The sequence below is a fragment of the Mycobacterium persicum genome (assembly GCF_002086675.1).
GTDB lineage: Bacteria > Actinomycetota > Actinomycetes > Mycobacteriales > Mycobacteriaceae > Mycobacterium > Mycobacterium persicum.
On sequence record NZ_MVIF01000104.1, the window covers coordinates 1 to 20,009 of the forward strand.

18 protein-coding genes and 1 pseudogene are annotated in these 20,009 nt (G+C 66.6%); 12 read left to right on the forward strand and 7 right to left on the reverse strand.

What is annotated here, in order from left to right:
• Nucleotides 1–882 (forward strand): sensor domain-containing protein (locus BST40_RS23240; protein ID WP_142276792.1); only part of this gene is annotated, 882 nt, incomplete at its 5' end.
• Between the two features lie 17 nt (nucleotides 883–899).
• On the opposite strand, the gene BST40_RS23245 is transcribed toward BST40_RS23240, so the two are convergent.
• Complete coding sequence (locus tag BST40_RS23245; RefSeq protein ID WP_075545529.1) at nucleotides 900–1,484, reverse strand: hypothetical protein; 585 nt, start codon at nucleotides 1,482–1,484, stop codon at nucleotides 900–902.
• A gap of 299 nt (nucleotides 1,485–1,783) precedes the next feature.
• Nucleotides 1,784–2,938 (reverse strand): adenylate/guanylate cyclase domain-containing protein, encoded by a 1,155-nt coding sequence (locus tag BST40_RS23250; RefSeq protein WP_371687250.1) that lies wholly within the window; start codon nucleotides 2,936–2,938, stop codon nucleotides 1,784–1,786.
• 108 nt (nucleotides 2,939–3,046) lie between these two features.
• On the opposite strand from BST40_RS23250, the pseudogene BST40_RS31980 reads away from it, so the two are divergent.
• The 3 genes and pseudogenes from BST40_RS31980 to BST40_RS23260 all read left to right on the forward strand — a co-directional run.
• Nucleotides 3,047–3,949: pseudogene (locus tag BST40_RS31980) on the forward strand (serine/threonine-protein kinase); the annotation flags it as partial.
• Nucleotides 3,929–4,531, forward strand: a complete 603-nt coding sequence (locus BST40_RS31985; RefSeq protein WP_244174460.1) for a mammalian cell entry protein — start codon at nucleotides 3,929–3,931, stop codon at nucleotides 4,529–4,531. The pseudogene BST40_RS31980 and the gene BST40_RS31985, both read left to right, overlap by 21 nt.
• Nucleotides 4,528–5,025: a hypothetical protein gene (locus BST40_RS23260; protein WP_075545532.1), complete on the forward strand. Its 498-nt coding sequence runs from the start codon at nucleotides 4,528–4,530 to the stop codon at nucleotides 5,023–5,025. Before BST40_RS31985 ends, BST40_RS23260 begins: the two co-directional genes overlap by 4 nt.
• Nucleotides 5,026–5,069: 44 nt before the next feature.
• Here the strand turns inward: BST40_RS23260 and BST40_RS23265 are convergent, their stop codons facing one another.
• Nucleotides 5,070–6,458: an amidase gene (locus BST40_RS23265; RefSeq protein WP_089025277.1), complete on the reverse strand. Its 1,389-nt coding sequence runs from the start codon at nucleotides 6,456–6,458 to the stop codon at nucleotides 5,070–5,072.
• A gap of 107 nt (nucleotides 6,459–6,565) precedes the next feature.
• Here BST40_RS23265 and BST40_RS23270 point away from each other — a divergent pair, with 107 nt between their 5' ends.
• The 3 genes from BST40_RS23270 (at nucleotide 6,566) to BST40_RS23280 (ending at nucleotide 11,545) form a co-directional block, all read left to right on the forward strand.
• Nucleotides 6,566–6,994: an HIT family protein gene (locus tag BST40_RS23270; protein WP_075545534.1), complete on the forward strand. Its 429-nt coding sequence runs from the start codon at nucleotides 6,566–6,568 to the stop codon at nucleotides 6,992–6,994.
• A gap of 9 nt (nucleotides 6,995–7,003) precedes the next feature.
• On the forward strand, nucleotides 7,004–7,468 hold the full coding sequence (locus tag BST40_RS23275) for a nitroreductase family deazaflavin-dependent oxidoreductase (RefSeq protein ID WP_075545535.1): 465 nt from the start codon (nucleotides 7,004–7,006) through the stop codon (nucleotides 7,466–7,468).
• A 96-nt stretch (nucleotides 7,469–7,564) separates the two neighbouring features.
• Complete coding sequence (locus BST40_RS23280) at nucleotides 7,565–11,545, forward strand: diguanylate cyclase domain-containing protein (RefSeq protein WP_089025278.1); 3,981 nt, start codon at nucleotides 7,565–7,567, stop codon at nucleotides 11,543–11,545.
• A gap of 19 nt (nucleotides 11,546–11,564) precedes the next feature.
• Here the strand turns inward: BST40_RS23280 and BST40_RS23285 are convergent, their stop codons facing one another.
• From BST40_RS23285 to BST40_RS23295, 3 genes are all read right to left on the reverse strand, one after another.
• A complete protein-coding gene (locus BST40_RS23285) occupies nucleotides 11,565–11,807 on the reverse strand; it encodes a hypothetical protein (RefSeq protein WP_075545537.1) in 243 nt (80 codons plus the stop codon).
• A 274-nt stretch (nucleotides 11,808–12,081) separates the two neighbouring features.
• Entirely contained in the window at nucleotides 12,082–13,209 is a 1,128-nt protein-coding gene (locus tag BST40_RS23290; protein ID WP_075545538.1) for an FAD-binding protein, read from the reverse strand.
• Nucleotides 13,210–13,211: 2 nt separating this feature from the next.
• Nucleotides 13,212–14,039, reverse strand: coding sequence for a uracil-DNA glycosylase (locus BST40_RS23295; protein WP_075545539.1), 828 nt, complete (start codon nucleotides 14,037–14,039; stop codon nucleotides 13,212–13,214).
• Between the two features lie 60 nt (nucleotides 14,040–14,099).
• Between BST40_RS23295 and tap the strand changes: the two genes are divergently transcribed.
• Nucleotides 14,100–15,356 carry a multidrug efflux MFS transporter Tap gene (gene tap / locus BST40_RS23300; protein ID WP_075545540.1) on the forward strand — a complete coding sequence of 419 codons (1,257 nt, stop codon included), beginning with the start codon at nucleotides 14,100–14,102 and terminating at the stop codon, nucleotides 15,354–15,356.
• A gap of 4 nt (nucleotides 15,357–15,360) precedes the next feature.
• Here the strand turns inward: tap and BST40_RS31990 are convergent, their stop codons facing one another.
• Nucleotides 15,361–15,582: an SHOCT domain-containing protein gene (locus BST40_RS31990; RefSeq protein WP_240316477.1), complete on the reverse strand. Its 222-nt coding sequence runs from the start codon at nucleotides 15,580–15,582 to the stop codon at nucleotides 15,361–15,363.
• Between the two features lie 80 nt (nucleotides 15,583–15,662).
• Here BST40_RS31990 and BST40_RS23310 point away from each other — a divergent pair, with 80 nt between their 5' ends.
• The 4 genes from BST40_RS23310 to BST40_RS23325 form a co-directional block, all read left to right on the forward strand.
• Nucleotides 15,663–16,982 carry an FAD-binding oxidoreductase gene (locus BST40_RS23310; RefSeq protein WP_075545597.1) on the forward strand — a complete coding sequence of 440 codons (1,320 nt, stop codon included), beginning with the start codon at nucleotides 15,663–15,665 and terminating at the stop codon, nucleotides 16,980–16,982.
• A gap of 183 nt (nucleotides 16,983–17,165) precedes the next feature.
• The gene (locus tag BST40_RS23315; RefSeq protein WP_167381703.1) at nucleotides 17,166–18,407 is read left to right on the forward strand and encodes a cytochrome P450; all 1,242 of its coding nucleotides are present in this window, start codon (nucleotides 17,166–17,168) and stop codon (nucleotides 18,405–18,407) included.
• Nucleotides 18,407–18,988, forward strand: a complete 582-nt coding sequence (locus BST40_RS23320; RefSeq protein WP_075545542.1) for a TetR/AcrR family transcriptional regulator — start codon at nucleotides 18,407–18,409, stop codon at nucleotides 18,986–18,988. The genes BST40_RS23315 and BST40_RS23320 overlap by 1 nt, the downstream gene beginning before the upstream one ends.
• A 426-nt stretch (nucleotides 18,989–19,414) precedes the next feature.
• A partial coding sequence (locus BST40_RS23325) for a PPE family protein (RefSeq protein WP_083155833.1) occupies nucleotides 19,415–20,009 on the forward strand: 595 nt, incomplete at its 3' end.

Genomic DNA, 20,009 nt, shown 5'->3' on the forward strand with positions numbered 1-20,009 from the left:
GCCCCGCCGCCAGCGGGCCAACCCTCGTGGGCCCCGACGAGCGGCCCGATGCCGGCCGGCCAGCCGACCCCCACCCCGGGGTTCTACCAAGGCGGCGGCTGGGGCGGTACGCCACCGGGCACACCACCGCCGCAGCAACCCCCCGGCCCACCGGGCTGGAATCAGGGGCAGCAGCCGTCGGCGTCACGAAACCGCAACCCGTGGCCGATCGTGGCAGCCGTCGCTATCGTGCTGGTCCTCGTGGTCGGAGCAGTAGGTATCTGGCTGGTCACCCGACCCAAGCCGGCGCCGCCGCCGAAACCGATCTCGGAGGACCGGCTCAGCGCGCTGTTGCTGAGCCCGTCAGAAATCAACTCCGTGATGGGCGCATCGAACATCCAACCGGGCAAACCGATCACGTCGATGGACCCATCGCCGGTGACGCTGTCGCTGCCCGACTGTCAGGCTGCCTTGTATACCAGCCAAGATCCGGTCTACTCCGGCACGGGCTACACCGGAATCAGCGGTCTGGTGTCGTCGGAACCCGGCGACAACTACGACCACTGGGTCAACCAGGCCGTGGTGGCCTTTCCGTCCGCCGACAAAGCTCGCTCGTTCCTGCAGTCTGCGGCCGGAAAATGGAAAAATTGCGCGGGCAAGACGGTGACCGTCACCAACAAGGGCAAGACCTACCGGTGGACGTTCGCCGACGTGGTCGGCAGCCCGCCGAAGATCACGGTCATCGACACCCAGGAGGGCGCTGACGGCTGGGAGTGCCAGCGCGCGATGAGCGTGGCGAACAACGTGATCGTCGACATCAACGCCTGCGGTTATCAGATCACCGATCAGGGCGGCCAGATCGCCGACCAGATCATCGCCAAGGTCAACAAGGAAACCAAGTAGGGGGGACGAACCCTGGGCTAATCCCCCAGATCAGGCCCCTGGGCGCGAAGGTCGTCCACCGCCGCCATGGCGGTGCGCAACTTGGCCAGCCATTCCTCGGTGTGCTCACCGACCAGCCTGACCGACCACGCGAGAGCGTCGGCGCGTGACCGCGCGACACCGGCGTCGACCAGCGTGTCCAGCACCTGACGCTCCGGTTGCCGCAGGCGGGTCATCACCGGAACCGCGATGTGGGTGAACAGGATCCGCTCGGTGCCGGCGGCGGAGACGACGTCCACGCCCCAGGACACCTTACGTCCGTAGCGATCCTGAGCCTCGTCGGCGATCCGCATCCGCTCGGAGCGAGTTTCCTCCCGGAACCGCGAAGCTCGTCCTTTCCCGCGTGCCGGACTCTGCTCCGTTCCGGAATCCTCTGGCGCGGCAAGCTTGCCGATCACCGTGATCTCCTCGCGGTCGACGATCACCGTGGGATCGCCGTCGAACCAATCTTCGGGGAGACGTCCAGCGAACCATTCGGCCGCATCACTGGCATCCGGTTGCTGGGCTTGCTGCCAGCCTCCGGGGCGCCCGTACCGATGTCCATGCATAGGGTGTGCTTTCATAATTACATGATTACACCGTAATACATGTGATGGAATCCCGTTCACTGACGGTGAACGTCCAAGCCCGCACGGGACTCTGCTCATGCCATGATTCGGGCCTGAAGACCATTGCTATCGAGTAATGCGCAGTTGTATTTTTGGTAGCGAAGCAGGCCCGGAAGCGACCGAACTCAAGTGCCGGACAACGGGGTGAGATCCGGCAGCGCAGGATCCGCGTAAGACGGAGCCAGACGCCCCCGAGAGTCGCTCCGGGCCTGCCCATATGCGCGATGGATAGCCCTCCGGATCGGCCTGCCCAATCAGGGCCGCAGATCGCCGCCGTCGCCTCGACGCACCCGGAACAACTTGGCTTCATTCTTGATGCCCTTGAGGCGACGGGTACCGGCGAATGACCACTCGAACCCGGCGCCGTCACCCACGGACTCCCGAACGGATTCGGCGGCCAGCACCGTGCCCGGCCGCGCCACCCCGGTCACCCGGCTGGCCGCGTTCACCGGACTGCCGAACCAGTCACCGGCCCGGCTCACCGCCATGCCGGATGCAACTCCTGCGCGCAACCGGGGAAACGCCGCATCGCTGTCGATGACCTCGACCAGTTTCAGGACCGTGTCCAGCAGGGGCACCGGATCCGCGCAGACGAACATCACCGCGTCACCGATTGTCTTGATGAACCGCACCGGCGGAGCGGTCAGGTCACGGGCCAACTCTGCCAGCCGGCCGGCAAGATGCCCCAGCTCTTCGGCCGACACCACCTCACCGAGCTTGGTGAAGCCGACGAGGTCGGCGAAGGCGACGGTGACCTGGCGCGCGCCCGGCAACGGCTTGCCGGCAGCTCGCTCACCGGCATTGACGGCCTCGGTTTCCATCATGTGCCGCAACTGCATGAATAGCATTTCCTGGATCATCGGGCCGAGCAGCGGCACGATCCGACTCACCAGCGCCTGCGACGCCTGCGCGATCTGCACCTCGGTGACCCCCGGACGCATGATCGCCGACAGCGCCGTATAACGCATGACCTCCGCGGCGTGCGACAGGCCCTCGGCGAGAACACGCACCACCATGACGACTTGATCGGGATTCAGCCCCAGCTCGACGAACCGCTGCGCGGTTGCGGCGGCTTCACCGTCGGCTCGCATATGTACGGCCGCATCCGGGTCGTCGACCCTGGCCAAACCGATGGCGCGCTGCACCCGCTGCAGCAGGGTGAGGTCGATGCCGTAGGTCTCGCTGATCTCGCGGGCGGATACGTACGCGCCGTCGTCGCCGATCAGCCGCCGAGTGGCCAGCAGCAGCGGCGGGTTGGCCAGCCGGATCTCGTCAGCGGTAATGCCCTGTTCGAGCAGCCACTCGATCAGCTCGGCGCGCTCCGCGCGTGCCGTGCCGTCGAGGCCCTCGAGCAGATCGTCGATATCGCGGTCGGCCGGCTCGGGCACGTGTTCCACGGTGGCCTCCAGTGTCCGTTACCGCTCAACGTATAACGCCGCCGCGAGGCGCGGCCGGTCGACGGACCACACCGCGGGCTGGCAAGTCGGCCGCGCCGACTCCCAAGGCAATATCCGGCCATGCCGTTATCTGCCGGCACAATGTTTGCTGGGTACACCATTATTCGATTACTCGGCTCGGGGGGTATGGGCGAGGTGTACCTTGCGCAGCATCCACGGTTGCCGCGCCGTGACGCTTGAAAGTCCTGCCTCGGGACGTATCGGCGGACAGTGTGTTCCGTGAGCGATTTCAACGCGAGGCTGACGTGGCCGCCACGCTATTCCACCCGCACATCGTCGGTGTCCACGACCGCGGCGAGTTCAACGGTCAGCTCTGGATCTCGATGGACTACATCGAAGGAACCGATGCAGCACAGCTCACGGCGAACCGCAACTCCGGGGGCATGCCCGCAGCCGAGGTTGCCACCCTCGTGACAGCCGTGGCCAGTGCGCTCGATTACGCTCATCAGCGAGGCCTGCTGCGCCGTGATGTCAAACCCGCCAATATCATGGTCACCGAGCCAGACGGCGATGGTAATCGGCGAATATTCTTGGCGGACTTCGGGATAGCGCGCCAACTCGGCGACATCAGCGGGATCACCGCAACAAATCTGACAGTAGGCACGGCCGCATATTGCGCGCCCGAACAGCTGATGGGCGCCGACATGGACGGCCGCGCCGACCAGTATGCGTTGGCCGCCACCGCCTTTCACCTACTCACGGGTGCACGTCCGTATCAGCATTCCAACCCGGTCGCAATGATCAGCCAGCACCTCAATGCACCACCGCCAAAGCCGAGCGGCCAGCGAGCCGAACTTGCTTCGCTGGACCCGGTTTTCGCGACTGCATTTGGCGAAACAGCCGAACGACCGCTATGGCAGCTGCCGAGAGTTCGCCCAGGCGTTAACGGAACGCGTCACACCCGATTCAGGCATGGCAGTGAACCGGCCCGACGATCGGACAATGGCAGCGGGAATCGCTCCCGCTCCCCTGAATGCCGTCGATACCCGCGCCGCCCCGATGCAGCCGATGTACTGGCATCCCGCTAGGCCCGCGGCGCAGCCAGGGGCGCGGCGACGAACAGTCGTGTCGATTGTGGTTCCGCTGGTGCTGGCGGCAATGCTGCTGTGCGCCATCGGTTTTGCCGCAGTGCAGGTGCTCCGGCCCGGTCCGCGGCCAGCCGCCGCGGCGCCGCGGTGGCAGCCGTACGTCGATTACGCGAAGCAATTCGGCGTGTTCTTGACGAGTCTCGATCCCCAGACCGCCGATCGCGACATCCAGCGGATCCTCGACGGTTCGACCGGCACGTTTCACGACGACTTTGCCAGCAGAAGATCCGAGTTCAAGCAGACGATTCTGAATTCGAACGTGGTGACCCATGGAATCGCCACCGGCGCAGGCCTGGAGGCGATCAGCGGCACGACAGCCCGCGTGGTGGTGGCCATGACATCGAAAGTCACCAACAACGCCGGTGCAACCCAAGACCCACGATCATGGCGCTTACTCATGCAGGTGGAAAAAATCGGTGACACCTACCTGGTGTCGAACGTGGAATTTGTCCGATGACCCGGCGAGTCGTGTGGTGGGCTGTCGTCGCCGCGCTCATTCTCGCAACGCTTGCGGCCGGGGCGCTGGGCGGCGGGCTGATGCTGGTCAAGAACCGAGGGTTGCCGGCCAACCGCGCCGCCAACCGCCACGCGGTGTTGGAAGTCGCCAAAGCCGATGTGGCCAAAGTGCTCACGTACACGGCGGACACGGTAGAGCAAGACACCAGGGCGGCTGAGGAAGTGCTGACCGGAGCATTTCTCGACTATTACCGGCAATTCGCCAGGCAACAGGTCATCCCGGCCGCCCGAACCAACGGCACCACCGCGACAGCTACCGTTACCCATGCCGGTGTCGAATCATTGACTGCCGACAAGGCCTCGATTCTGCTGTTCGTCGACCAAAGCACAACCAGCAGGGGCAAACCCGCACCGGTAGTCACCGCGAGCTCGGTTCGCGCTGGGCTGACGAAAGTGAGCGGCAAGTGGTTGATCGATTCCATGAATCCGATCTAGGCGCCGCTGACACGTGCCAGTCACGTCTCCTCCCCTAGTCGCTGTCACGACACCGGCGGCCGCCGGTGCGCCCAGGGCCGGGCGGCTTCGATCTGCGCCGACAACGACAGCAGGGTCGCCTCGTCATACGGCCGGCCGACGAGTTGCACCGACATCGGCATGCCGTCGTCGTCGAAGTCCCAGGGCACCACGGCGGCGGGCTGGCCGGTCACATTCCAGACCTGTTGGTAGGGCACCCGTTGGGCCACCAGCAGCAGCGTCGACACCGCTCCCCGGCGCTGATAGGCGCCGATCCTCGGCGGCCCGGCCGCCGTACCCGGGGTGACGACGATGTCAACGTCGTCGAAGATCGACTGGATCCGGCTGCTGATCCCGGCTTCCGCAGCGCGCAGCGCCGCCATCCGGCGGTCCGAGAAGAACGACCCCATCCGGGCGATATTGCGGGTGCGCGCTTCCAGACGTTCCGGGTGAGCCTGCGCGTCGGCGTCGTCGCTGATACCGCGCAGATATCGGGGGAAAAAGTTGGCGTAGAGCGCGGCCGGATACTCGGGGTCGCGAATGATCACGTCGTGACCGAGATCGCGCAGCAATGCACCCGCCTGGTCGACGGCTGACAGTTGCGCCTTGCCAACCCGTACCGGAAGCGGGGTGGGGACCTTGGTGCTCAAGGCAATTCGCAGGCGTCCGGGCTCGCGTGCGGCAGCGTCGACGAATTCGCCTTCGGGACCGGGCACCGCGGTCGTCACGTCGAGCAGCAGTGCGGCGTCGCGCACCGTATGCGTGATCGGGCCGTTGACGCTGAGTCCGTACCAGGCGTCGTCGTGCGGCTCCAACGAGATCCGGTCACGTTGCGGCTTCAGCCCGAACACTCCACACCAGGTCGACGGGATCCGGATCGACCCGCCGCCGTCGGATCCGAACGCCACCGGTGCCAACCCGGCAGCGACCGCGGCGGCACTGCCGCCACTGCTGCCACCGGGAGTCCGGGAGGGATTCCACGGGTTGCGGGTCGCCCCGAACGTCAGCGACTCGGTGTAGGGCATCATCATCAGCTCGGGCACATTGGTCTTGCCGATGACGACGGCACCCGCGGCGCGCAGCCGGCGGACCAGCTCCGCGTCGGCTGTCACCGCCGGACCGTGCCCGCCGCCGCCGTACGTCGTCACCTCTCCGGCGAGGTCGACATCGTCTTTGACCGCGATCGGCACCCCAAGCAGCGGCAGCCGCTCGCCGGCGTCGAGGCGCTGCTGGGCCACCTCGGCCTCGTCGCGCGCGCCGTCGTAGCGCACCACGCGGTAGGCACGCAACTGGCTGTCCAACCGCTCGATTCGTTCCAGATAGACCTCGAGAAGCACCGGTGCGGTGATCTCACCGTCTGCCAGCAGTTGCGCCTGCTCCGTCGCGCCGACGAACGCGAGATCGTTAGGGTCCACTGCCGCAGCGTATCCCGCTCGGACGGGCGGTTCCAGGTGCTCCCTGAGCATCACCGGCCGCGGGTCCGCGGAGAAAGGTCGGCGCCGGGCGCAGTACGGTGGGCGCTATGCCCTGCGTGTTCTGTGCGATAGTCGCCGGTGAAGCCCCAGCCATTCCGATCTACGAAGACGACGGCTATCTGGCCATCCTCGACATCCGACCGTTCAGCCGCGGTCACACCTTGGTACTGCCCAAACGACACACCGTGGACATCACCGACACCCCGCCCGACACGCTGGCCGACATGGTTACGATCGGCCAGCGGATCGCCAAGGCCGCCCGCGCGACGGAATTGGCCGACGCGACCAACATCGCGATCAACGACGGCAGCGCCGCCTTCCAGACGGTGTTCCACATTCACCTCCATGTGCTACCGCGGCGCAACGGCGACAAGCTGGCGCTTGCCAAGGCGATGGTGTTGCGCCGCGACCCGAACCGTGAGGCCACCGGGCGAATCCTTCGCGAGGCGTTGGCCCGCATCGACGCGAGCCAGTAAGGCTGGACCATGAGCAATCTCACGCTGTTCGAGCGATTAGTCGGCGCGCCCCTGTTGCGACTGCATGACACGGTCTACCAGAAGACCAATGGGCGGATTGGGCACCGCATGCCAGGTGTTCCGCCGAGCCTGCTGCTACACACCGTTGGCGCCAAGACCGGCCAACCACGCACCACGTCGCTGACCTACGCGCGCGACGGTGACTCGTATCTGATCGTCGCCTCCAACGGAGGCGCAGATCGCCACCCTGGCTGGTACCACAACCTGCGCAAGCATCCCCGGTGCGAAATCAACGTGGGCCCAAAGCGATTGGCGGTGACCGCACGACGGGTCACCCCGGACGACGCCGACTATTCCCGGATGTGGCAGCTGGTCAACAAAAACAACGCGAATCGCTACAGCGGTTACCAGCACCGGACGCCGCGGCCCATCCCGATCTTTGCGTTGACCCCGACCAGGCAAACGCGGGCGTAGTCAAGCCGGACCGGTCGTCACGGATTATTCTGCGCTAGAGCGCGGTGAAGCTTCCGGTTGTCACCGGCAATGGGGTGCGAAGCGACTGGAGCGGCTATGAAACGCGGCACGCCCAATCCGTGGCGGCGCTTCGGACTGTCGGCGCGCGCTGGTTGGCTCGTCGGCGGCGGATTCACCCTCGCGGTGGCGCTGACCGCGGCGATGTCGATCGGGAGCTGGCCGGGCGGCTATCCGGCTTGGCCGGTCAACCAGCTTGTGCCGGTGCTGTCGTTGCTTTGGACTGCGGGATGTGCCGGCAACGCGGCCCGTTGCGCGGCCGGGCGCCGCAGATTTGGCTGGCTGGCGCTGACGACGGCGCTGTCGGGGTGGACGGTCGGTGAGGTCATTTGCGCCCTGTCCGAGGTGTGCCCGCAACTCGATCACGCCGCACACCCCACGACGGCTGAGATGGCGCTGCTGTGGTATCCCGTCGGAGCCGCGACGGCGTTGCTGCTGCTGTCGGAGTCCGTTCGCCGGGTGCCCTGGCGGTTGATCCTCGACGGTGTCATCGTCGCGACGTCGGTGTTCGTGGCCGCGTGGGTATTCATCCTCAACACCGTGGTACGGGACGCCAGCAGCTCGCGGCCGGTGATTTTCACCCATGTCTTCGCCGACGTCGTCGTCATGACAGTTGCGATATTGGTGTTGTCGCGAACCCTGCCCAGCGGGCGGCCCAGCCTGAGCCTGTTAGCCGCCGGGATCACTGTTATCGGCGGCGCCGACATCGTGATCGTGTTCCAGACCGGAAGCGGCAGCTATCACACCGGCGAGCTGGTCGACCTGCCCCGAGTGGCCGGCCTCGGACTGGTGGCGCTGGCGGCGCTGGCCAGCGTCAGGGAGTCTCCGACAGCGGTTCGGGACGAGACGAGCGAGACGGGTACGGAGGTCACGTCCCGGGTCCGGCTGTGGTTGCCGTACCTGCCGCTGGTGCTGGCCGCAGCGATCGGACTGGGTCACCTCATGGACCAGGTGCGGCAGTGGCCGTTCCTGTTCGCCGCGCTCGGCATTCTGGTCGCCGCGGTGCTGGCCCGCCAGCTCGTAGTCCTGGTCGAGAACCAGGCTTTGCTGGCCGAGGTAGCGCACGAGGCGTCTCGCGACAGCCTGACCGGTCTGGCCAATCGGACCCGGTTCCTCAACCGAGTGGACCGAGCCATCGCCGCTCGCGATCAGCGACCCGACCCGATCGCGGTGTTATGCCTCGACCTGGACAACTTCAAGCAGGTCAACGACGCCCTCGGTCACCCGGCCGGCGACGAGCTTCTCATTCGGGTCGCCAGCCTGCTGACCGCCTCCCTCGACGAAACGGCGACCATCGCCCGGCTGGGCGGGGATGAGTTCGCGGTGCTCATCGAAGGCTCCGTCGAGGAAACACAAGCCGCGGCGCATCGGGTACTCGACGCATTCGACGCGGCGATCGTCATCGACGGCGTTCCAGTCACGGTACGTCCCAGCATCGGATACACGGTAGCCACCGCGGGATCGAGCTGTACCGTCGACGAACTTCTCCGGCATGCCGACCTGGCCATGTATGCCGCCAAACGCGAAGGCGGCGAACGGATCCGCAGTTTCGTGCCGGATATGCCCTTCTCCGAAGCGCTCGCGCGGCACGCCGACGCACCGGTACCGACCATCCAGGCCATCCCGAAAGCCACCCCGTCAGCCGTCCCGGGAAACGCCCCCCGGCGCGGGACCGGCGCGGACACGTGCCGTCCTTCCGAGCCCGAACCGGACCAGGCGGCACCGCTGCGGCGCTCGGCCGGCTTCGCGGCGGCAACACCGGCCCAACGAGACCGCCCGCCGCGCCGCGGATTTTGGTGGCCGCCGGTGGGCATCCGGATTGCCTTGGCACTGCTGACAATCGGCGTCGCCCTTTACACCGCGCTCACCGTGCATGGCGGTCACCGGGTCTTCGCCGAATCCTGGTATCCGGCGCTGACCCTGCTGGCGGCTGCGGTGATTGCGGCTCGCGCCTATCACGTTGCCGCCGGTCGGGTGGCTTGGTCGCTGATCGCGGCCGGGCAGGCATCCGCGGCTTTGGGCGACGTCGTCTACCGGCTGTGGGTGCCCGACGGTCAGTCGCCGTCCTTAGCGGATCCGTTCTACCTGGCGTTTTATCCGTTCGGCTACGCCGGGCTGCTGCTGCTCATGCGGGCGCGGTTGAAGAGGGTGCCGGTTGGCGTGCGCCTCGATTCGCTGATCTGTGGATTGGCCGGCGCCGCGGTGGCCGCCGCCCTGACCGCAGGGCCCATTCGTGCGGCGGCGGCCCGCGCACCGGCCACCGTGCTGGTGGGCCTGGTGTATCCGTGGGGCGATCTGGTCCTCCTGGCCCTTGCGGCCGGCATGCTGCCGATCCTGGGCTTGCGCAACCAGCTTCGCTGGATTCTGCTGGTCGCCGGGTTCACGCTGTTCGCCGCCGCCGACACCCGGTATCTTTTCGAAACCGCCGCCGGTTCGTATCGGGTGGGAACCTGGTTCGACGCCCTGTGGCCCGCATCGTCGCTACTGGTGGCGATGGCCAGCTGGGCGCCCTGGTCGCCGGCGGGGCCCGCACCGAAGCGTGGACTCGGTTCGTACGCCGCGCCCGTGGCCTGCACCGTCGTGGCGCTGGGAGTTATTGTGCTGGGCCCGCACTCGCGGATCGCGGGCGCATTGGCCGCGTTGAGCCTGATCGCGGTCGCGGCGCGGTTTTCGGTGGCTTTCCGGGACGTCAGTGTGCTGGCCGAAACCCACCAGCACGCCATGACCGACGAATTGACGGCGCTGCCCAATCGGCGTTCGCTGGCGACAGCCCTGACCGCACTGTCGGTCAACGCGCCGGACCTGGCGCCCAGAACCCCGCCAGGCCGAGCGCTGCTGTTGCTGCATCTCTACGAGTTCGACGAGATCACCGGTTCGATCGGTCGTCACATGACCGAGGAGTTGTTGTGCCGCATCGCGAATCGCCTGTCACAGTGTGTGCGTCCGGAAGATCTGCTGGCGCGCACCGGTGACAACGAGTTCGCGATCCTGCTGAGCGAAGGCGCGGATCTCATTGCCGCCCGCGCCCAAGCGGGTCGGCTGCTCGATGCCTTCGGGGAACCGTTCCAGCTGGATCCGGTGACCGTGCAGGTCGATGCCCGCATCGCCATTGCGCTCTACCCCGACCACTGTGACCATCCGCAGGAGCTGCTCAACCGCGCCGAGACGGCGATCCCGCACGCCAAAAGCGCCAAAGGCAAAGTCGTGGCCTACGACTCGGCGTTTGAGCTGTATCGCGATAGCGATCCCACCCTCGTCGATGATCTACGCGCCGCGCTGTTGAACGGTACCGAACTCATCTGTCACTATCAGCCCAAGATCAACGCCGACGACGGTAGCGTCCACAGCGTCGAGGCACTGCTGCGCTGGCAGCACCCCAGCAGGGGGATGCTGCTTCCCGAGGAGTTCCTGCCCGCCGCCGAACGTGTCGGCCTGATGCGCAGGGTGGCCAACCGCACCCTCGACCTCGCGCTCGCCCAGCTGCGGTCCTGGCGTGACCAGGGCATGGATTTGACGGTTGCCGTTAACCTCTCGACGACGAATCTGCTTGACCTGGATCTAGAGGGCACGATCGAGGGGCTGTTGAAGGCGCACGGCGTGCCCGCGGACGCTCTCATTATCGAGATCACCGAGAGCACCCTCGCCGACTCGGTGCGGTCTCGTAATACTGTTGCGGCGTTGCAGCACCTAGGCGTTCGCATCTCGCTCGACGATTACGGCACCGGGTGGTCGTCGCTGGCACGCTTGCAGGACGTCTCGGTCGATGAACTCAAGCTCGACCGGGTGTTCGTGGCGCGACTGGCCCTGGACCCGCGTTCGGTTGCGATCGTGCGGTCGACGGTGGCGCTGGCCCACAGCCTGGGAGCGGACCTGGTTGCCGAGGGGGTCGAAGACGAGGTGACCTTGAGCGCGCTGCGCCGCTACGGCTGCACCATCACCCAGGGTTTCGTGCACAGTCCGCCGTTACCGGCGGACGAGGTGGTGCAGTGGATCAACAGTCATGTGCCGGATCCGGCTTGACGTCCGCCGCGCCGGCGGCTCAGCAGCGGGTGCGCCACCGAGGTACCACCCGCGGCGGATGCGGCGATCGTCGTTTCGGCATCGCGCCCGTAACCGGGCCGTCGGTGGCATCGTCGCCGTCGGCAACCAGCCGCACGATCTGGTCGAGAGCTTCCTGCGGAGTGCCGGCCAATGACGACACGACCGGCATCTCGTTGCAGTGGGCCGCGTATTTGTCATGTCCAGGTGACCAGACGATGCGGTAATTGTAGCGGTGAACCATACGCGTAGACTCCTTGTCACGGACTGCCGGATACGGTCGAAGATCATTAGGAGGCAATGGGTTTGCGGTGCGGCGCGGCTTGATCGACTGCCGGGAGAAGGGGCTGGTGGACCGAACCCACCTAGCCGTCACACAGTTTACCGGCGCCGACGAAGGCGCGTCTGGTCCTCGACCGCGACACGTGCCACTGTGAGCTATCACACCTACAGCGCGACGCATGACGGCCGGCGGCGTGGCCGTGGTGCCGATCATGGCCGACGATTTCGCGGCCGGTTCAGCGCCGTTGGTAGTCCTCGAGCGTGAGCGAGTCCACGACGCGTTCGAACTCCTCCTGGGGTATCGGTTCGCCACCGGGAATGTTGTCGCTGACCAGCCACTGGTTGCGCTCGACGTAACCGCTGAATTCGGCGTAGTAGTTGGCAAAGCCGCGCTGGTAGTCGGTGCCGGCCGCGGCGAGCTCACCGGCCAGGATATAGGCGCCTAGCAGGGCAACACTGGTCCCTTGCCCGGACAACGGCGAACAGCAGTATGCCGCGTCGCCGACCAGCGCGACCCTGCCCTTGGACCAGCGGTCCATCACGATCTGCGACATCTCGTCGAAGTAGAAATCCGGCGCCGACTTCATGTAGTGCAGCAACTGCGCGCGCACCCAGCCGTCGGTGGCCATCCGGCGTTCCAACTCGGCGAATTGAGCCTCTTTGTCGCGGTAATCGATCCGCAGATCGGGGTCCATGAATCCGAGTGCGGCACGGGCCTCGGTGTTGCCCCGCGCGCTGTAGACCCCGGCCATGGTGGCGTCCCCGTAATGCCACTTCTGCCAATAGTCGAGCTCCAGAAAGTTGGGCACGGTGAAGATCGCCGCGAACGTGCCCAGCCTCTTGATGAATTGCTCCTCGGGACCGAAAACCAGCCGGCGCACGTTGGAATGCAATCCGTCGGCGCCGATCACGAAGCCGAAGCTGCGGGCATCGGCGCGCTCGAAGGTCACCGCGACCGTGCTGCCGTCGTCGTCCAACGCGGTGATGCTGTCGTCGAAGAGGTACTCGGTCCCCGGTTGGGTTGCGCCGTAGAGTAATTCGATGAGATCGTCGCGCAGCAGCTCGATATTGGGATTGTCGATGGGACCGCCGGTCGGTGTCGATTCGGTGTCCCGGGACAATTCGTTGCCGTCGCGGTCGACGACCGAGGCGCCGCGGATGCCAGTCTTGCACGCCTGCGCGGCAGTCAGTAGCCCCATGCGGTCCAGCACCGTCAGCGCCGGACCGCGGACATCGATCGCCTGGCCGCCCGGCCGCAGCCCGGGGTGGCGTTCCACCACCGTAACCGAATACCCTTGCTGCCCAAGCCAGTACGCAACCGCAGTACCGGCCACGCTGGCACCGGAAACCAGAACTGTTCGCACCCTTACTCAATTCCTGCCAGAGTCTTGGCGTCGCGGATTACGTCGTCGAGCATTTCCGGTGTCAACTTACCGGTGAACATGTTCTGCTGGCTCGGATGGTAGCAGCCGAGCAATCGAAGTCCCGACCCCAACTCGGCCACAACACCATGGCCGAACCGGGGCTTGGGCTTGGCTAACGCGCCAGACATCCGCAGCGCGATCTGCCAGGCGAACCCACCCAGGGCAACGATCGCCCGGACGTCCTCGGAAACCAGCCGCCATTCGGTGTCCAGCCAGGGCGCGCAGGCCAGCCGCTCCGCCGGGGTGGGTGCGTTGGCCGGCGGCGCGCATCGCACCGGCGCGACGATCCGAATCTGGTTGGCGCGCAAGCCGTCCGCGGCGTCGACACTGGTCGGTTGGTTCACCAGGCCGGCGCGGTGCAGCGCCGCATACAGCTGATCTCCGGACCGGTCGCCAGTGAACATGCGCCCGGTCCGGTTGGCCCCGTGCGCAGCCGGAGCCAGGCCGACGATCAACAGCCGGGGCCGCTCCGACCCCCAGCCCGGCACCGGCCGTCCCCAATACGGCTGATCGGCGAAGGCCCGGCGTTTTACGGCGGCGACGTGTTCCCGCCAGCTCACCAGTCGGGGACAGGCCCGGCACACGCTGACCAGGGCATCGAGTTCGCGAATCGAGCGTGCCGCGCCGGCCAGTTGCACAACTTGTGCGGCATCGGCCGCCACCGGGGTTTGCGGTGTCGCCGGATCGCCCGGCCAGCCGGTGCCGGGATCGACCGGCGACCCGAATGCCCGGCCGGTATTCGGATGCATGAGCACCCCAACATCCTGCACGGCGGGCGAAATTCAGTGGTCGCCGATACGGCCATGGCGTTAGATTCAGCCGCGATAACCATGAACAGCAACAACAGCCGCGGCCCGGTGTTTCTGATCCTGTTCGCCACCTTGATGGCGTGTGCGGGCGACGGTATCTCGATCGTGGCGTTCCCATGGCTAGTGTTGCAGCGCGAAGGCAGCGCGGGGCAGGCGTCGATCGTTGCCGGCGCGACCACGCTGCCACTGTTGTTCTCGACACTGATCGCCGGCACCGCGGTCGACTACTTCGGCCGTCGCCGGGTGTCGATGGTGTCCGACGCGCTATCCGGGACCGCGGTGGCCGCCGTCCCGCTGGTGGCCTGGGCGTTGGGCACCGGCGCCGTCAACGTGGCCGTGCTCGCGGCACTGGGCGCCTGTTCGGCCGCCTTCGACCCGGCCGGGATAACCGCTCGCCAGTCGATGCTGCCCGAGGCCGCCATCCGGGCGGGCTGGTCGCTGGACCGGGTCAACAGCATCTACGAGGCCATCCTCAACCTCGCCTTCGTGGTGGGTCCGGGCATCGGCGGCGTGATGATCGCAACGGTCGGCGGCATCAACACGATGTGGATCACCTCGGTGGCGTTCGGGTTGTCCATCCTTGCCATTGCCGCCTTGCGGCTCGAGGGCACCGGCAGGCCGCATCACACGACCCGCCCCGAGGGGTTGGTTTCCGGGGTCGCCGAGGGGCTTCGTTTCGTGTGGAGTTTGCGGGTATTGCGCGCGCTGGCGCTGATCGACCTGAGCGTGACCGCGCTGTATCTGCCGATGGAAAGCGTGCTGTTCCCCAAGTACTTCGCCGATCGCCACCAACCGGCCCAGCTGGGCTCGGTGTTGATGGCGATCTGCCTGGGCGGACTGGTCGGCGCGCTCGGCTACGCGACGGTGTCGAACTACCTGAGCCGGCGCACGATCATGCTGACCGCGGTGCTCACCCTCGGCGCCGCGACGGCTGTCATCGCACTGCTACCGCCGTTGCCGGTGATCCTGGTGTGCTGCACAGTGATCGGGCTGGTCTACGGGCCGATCCAGCCCATCTACAACTACGTCATGCAAACCCGGGCGCCGCACCATCTGCGCGGCCGGGTGGTCGGAGTGATGACGTCGCTGGCCTACGCCGCGGGCCCCCTGGGCTTGCTGCTGGCCGGCCCGTTGACCGATGCCGCCGGACTGAATGTGACGTTCCTGGCGTTGGCGCTGCCGATCTTGCTGACCGGCCTGGTGTGCACCCGGCTCCCATCGCTTCGGGAACTGAACCGCGCACCCGAAGAGATGCCTCGGCAAAGTTCGCCGGTGTAGCCGGTCAGCTGCTCCAACTGCCGAGGACGCGGCGCTTCTGCTGCTCGAATTCCGCGTCGGTGAGCATGCCGCGGTCTTTGAGTGCGGCCAGTCTTTCCAACCTGTCGATCGGGTCCGAGCTCTTCGGTGGCGCGCCGGACCAGCCGCACACCGATCTTGCCGAGGTTTCTTCGCCCGAACGTCCGCGCCCCGCCCTTTCAGGATCGCTCAGCTCTACAGCGGTCACCGGCCCGTAGGATCGATCCGGTGGAGGGTCCGGCGAGGGCAGAGTTACTGACAGGCCTGATCGGCAGCCTGCCCGACGGGATGGTGGTCACCGACCCGGCGGTGACCGACGGCTACCGTCACGACCGCGCTTTGGATCCGGCCGCGGGCAAGCCGCTTGCCGTGGTCCGGCCGCGCCGCACCGGCGAGGTGCAGACCGTCCTGCGTTGGGCCACCGCCAACCGGGTACCGGTGGTCACCCGGGGAGCCGGCACCGGATTGTCGGGTGGGGCCACCGCTTTGGACAACGGAATCGTGCTGTCGACGGAGAAGATGCGCGACATCAGCATCGACCCGGTGACCCGGACCGCGGTGTGCCAGCCCGGCCTGTTCAATGTCGAGGTGAAGCAGGCCGCCGCCGAACACGGCTTGTGGTATCCGCCGGACCCGTCGTCGTTCGAGATCTGCAGCATCGGGGGCAATATCGCCACCAACGCCGGCGGCCTGTGCTGCGTGAAGTACGGCGTCACCACCGACTACGTGCTGGGCATGCAAGTGGTGCTGGCCGACGGCACCGCGGTCCGATTGGGCGGGCCCCGCTTGAAAGATGTGGCCGGGCTCTCGCTGACCAAGCTGTTCGTCGGCAGCGAAGGCACGCTGGGCGTCATCACCGAGGTGACCTTGCGGCTGCTGCCCGCTCAACATGGGTCGAGCATCGTGGTCGCCAGCTTTGCCTCGGTGGAGTCGGCGGTCGACGCGGTGCTCGGCGTCACCGCGCGCCTTCGCCCGTCGATGCTGGAGTTCATGGATTCGGTGGCGATCAACGCCGTCGAGGACACCATGCGCATGGACTTGGACCGATCGGCGGCGGCCATGCTGGTCGCCGGCTCTGACGAGCGCGGCGGCGCCGCCGCCGAAGACGCCGCGCTCATGGCCGGCGTCTTCACCGACAATGGTGCCACCGAAGTGTTTTCGACCGACGACCCGGATGAGGGTGAGGCGTTCGTCGCTGCTCGCCGATTCTGTATCCCGGCGGTGGAGACCAAGGGATCGCTGTTGCTGGAAGACGTCGGGGTGCCCTTGCCCGCGCTGGGCTCATTGGTCAACGGTATTGCCCGGATCGCCGACGAACGCGAGCTGATGATCTCGGTGATCGCCCATGCCGGCGATGGCAACACCCATCCCCTGCTCGTTTATGACCCCGCAGACGTCGCAATGGCCGAGCGCGCCCAGCTCGCGTACGGCGAAATCATGGACCTGGCCGTCGGGCTGGGCGGCACCATCACCGGCGAACACGGCGTCGGACGGCTGAAGCGGCCGTGGCTTGCGGGTTACCTCGGGCCGGACGCGATGGATCTCAACCGCCGCATCAAGCAGGCATTGGATCCGTTGGGCATCCTCAACCCCGGCAGTGGGATCTGATCGGTCGCAGTCTCGGCGTCGAGTGTGCAGTCTCGGCGTCGAGTGTGCAGTGACGGCTTCGAGTGTGCGGCCAGGGCGGCCGATCGCGGCTCTGCCCGCCCTACATGCACTTTGGAATCCCTGGACGCACACTCGAATGCCGCACTGTTGACATATAGCCCATCGCTGTCGTATCAATGAGACATGACAGCTGTAATGTCTCATGATGCTCGCCCGGTGTTTCAGCTCGCCACCGCAGACACATGGGCCAATCCCTGGCCGATGTACCGGGCACTGCGAGACCACGACCCGGTCCACCATGTCGTCCCGCCCGGTAGTCCGGACCATGACTACTACGTGCTGTCCCGGCACGCCGACGTCTGGGCAGCGGCCCGCGACCATCAGACGTTCTCCTCCGCACAGGGGCTCACGGTCAAATACGGTGAGCTGGAGTTGATTGGGCTGCAAGACAACCCGCCGATGGTGATGCAGGACCCGCCGGTGCACACCGAGTTTCGCAAGCTGGTATCGCGCGGTTTCACTCCGCGCCAAGTCGAGGCGGTCGAGCCCAAGGTGAAAGAGTTCGTCGTGGAGCGCATCGAGAGGCTGCGCGCCAACGGCGGCGGCGACATCGCCGCCGAGCTGTTCAAACCCCTGCCGTCGATGGTGGTCGCGCATTATCTCGGGGTGCCCGAAGAGGATCGGGCCCAGTTCGACGGCTGGACCCAAGCCATCGTCGCGGCCAACACCGCCGAAGGCGGCATCGCCGGCGCACTGGAAACAGTCGGCGATGCGGTCGGCTCGCTCATGGCCTACTTCACCGGATTGATCGAGCGTCGCCGAACCCAACCCGCGGACGACACGATTTCCCACCTGGTGGCCGCCGGGGTCGGGACAGACGGCGACATCGCCGGCACCCTTTCGATACTTGCCTTTACGTTCACCATGGTCACCGGTGGCAACGACACCGTCACCGGAATGCTTGGCGGGTCGATGCCGTTGCTTCAGCAGCGGCCCGATCAGCGGCGGCTGCTGGTGGACCAACCAGAACGCATACCCGACGCAATCGAGGAACTACTGCGGCTCACCGCGCCCGTACAGGGCTTGGCGCGCACCGTGACCAATGACGTGACGATCGGCGACACCACCGTCCCGGCCGGCCGCAAGGTATTGCTGCTGTACGGCTCGGCCAATCGCGACGAGCGCCAATACGGCTCGGACGCCGGTCAACTCGACGTCACCCGGTGCCCGCGCAACATCTTGACCTTCAGTCATGGTGCCCACCATTGCCTGGGTGCGGCCGCGGCGCGGATGCAGTCCCGCGTCGCCCTCACCGAACTGCTGCTCCGCTGCCCGGACTTCGAAATCGACGAGGCCGCAATCGTGTGGTCCGGGGGAAGCTACGTCCGCCGGCCGTTGTCGGTGCCGTTTCGGGTGACGTCGTAATGGCCGGAACCGATTGGCTGGCCGCGCGGCGCACCGAGGTGGCCGCAGACCGCATCCTCGACGCCGCCGCGCAGCTCTACACTGAGCGCGACCCGGCCTCGATCGGCATGAACGAGATCGCCAGGGCCGCAGGATGTTCCCGTGCGACGCTGTACAGGTACTTCGACAGCCGCGAAGCGTTGCGTACTGCCTACGTGCACCGGGAGACCAGGCGGCTCGGTCGTGAAATCATCCAGCAGATCAACGGGGTCGAGAATCCTCAAGAACGGCTCGTCGCGAGCATCGCCGCCACCTTGCGGATGGTGCGCGAGAGCCCCGCGCTGGCGGCGTGGTTTGCCGCGACCCGTCCGCCGATCGGCGGCGAGATGGCCGGACAGTCGCAGGTGATTACCGCGCTGGCCGCCGCGTTCCTGCAGTCACTCGGCTCCGGTGACGGCGGCGCCGTCGAACGCCGGGCGCGTTGGGCGGTGCGGGTGATCATCTCGCTACTGACGTTCCCGGGACGGGACGAAGCCGACGAGCGGGCCATGATCGAAGATTTCGTCGTCCCGGTGGTGACTCCGGTATCGGCCTCGCCGTAGCCCCGTCACAAGGTCATGATGCGCCGCCGACGCCCGGGTTTGGGCATGCGAAAACACCTGCCGCTTAAGCGCTTCCTTCATGGGCATGCGGCCGGAGCACTGCATCGGCTGCATCGGCCGCATTTTTTCAATCCCGTTTTGGTCGCGGCCTACGCGTTCTAAGATAAGGCGAATCCTGCGCCGAGGGCTTGGCGCTTCGGCGACCAGACTGGAATGTTCAGCCGGGGTGGAGGTGGTTTCGCGGCATGTCGGTAAGCGCAACAGACGGCCCATCCTGCCGCCGCCCGGCCCGTTGCCGAGGTTGGCCGTGCGCCGCTCGCCGTTACCGACGCGCGCTGTCAGAGGGCCTGCCGGCGTGGGCGCCGGCTGTGCACGGATACGTGCGCGAAAGCAACTGAGTGAGGTGCCGGTAAGGAAGGATCGACGATGTCGTACGCCATGTTTCCGCCAGAGGTCAATTCAGCCCTGTTATGTTCTGGCGCCGGATCGGGGCCAATGCTTACGGCGGCAACGGCCTGGGGTGAGTTGGCGGGCGAGTTGCGCTGGGCGGCAGCGTCATTCGCGTCCGTGACCTCCGACCTGGCGTGCGGAGCGTGGCAGGGTGCGGCGGCGGCGAAGATGACCGAGGCTGCCGCACCGTATGCGGCGTGGCTTGCCATCGCGGCTTCCCATTCCGAGGGGGCAGCCTGCCAAGCCGGCGCCGTGGCGGCGGCTTTCGAGGCGGCGTGCGCCGCCACCGTGTCGCCGTTGATTATTGCCGCCAACCGGGCCATCACCCGAGCCCTGGCGAATACCAACATCTTTGGATTCAACATGCCGGCGATCGCGGCGATGGAAGCCGAATATGAGGAGATGTGGGCCCGGGATGTCTCAGCGATGTTCGGATACCACGTCGGCGTCTCACAGGCCTGGTCGCAGTTGTGTCCGATTCAGCAGTTGCTGAGAGGCCTGCCGCGGATACCCATACCGCCATGCGGGACCCCGCCGCCTACGACAACACCGCCGCCGGTGACCCCGCCTC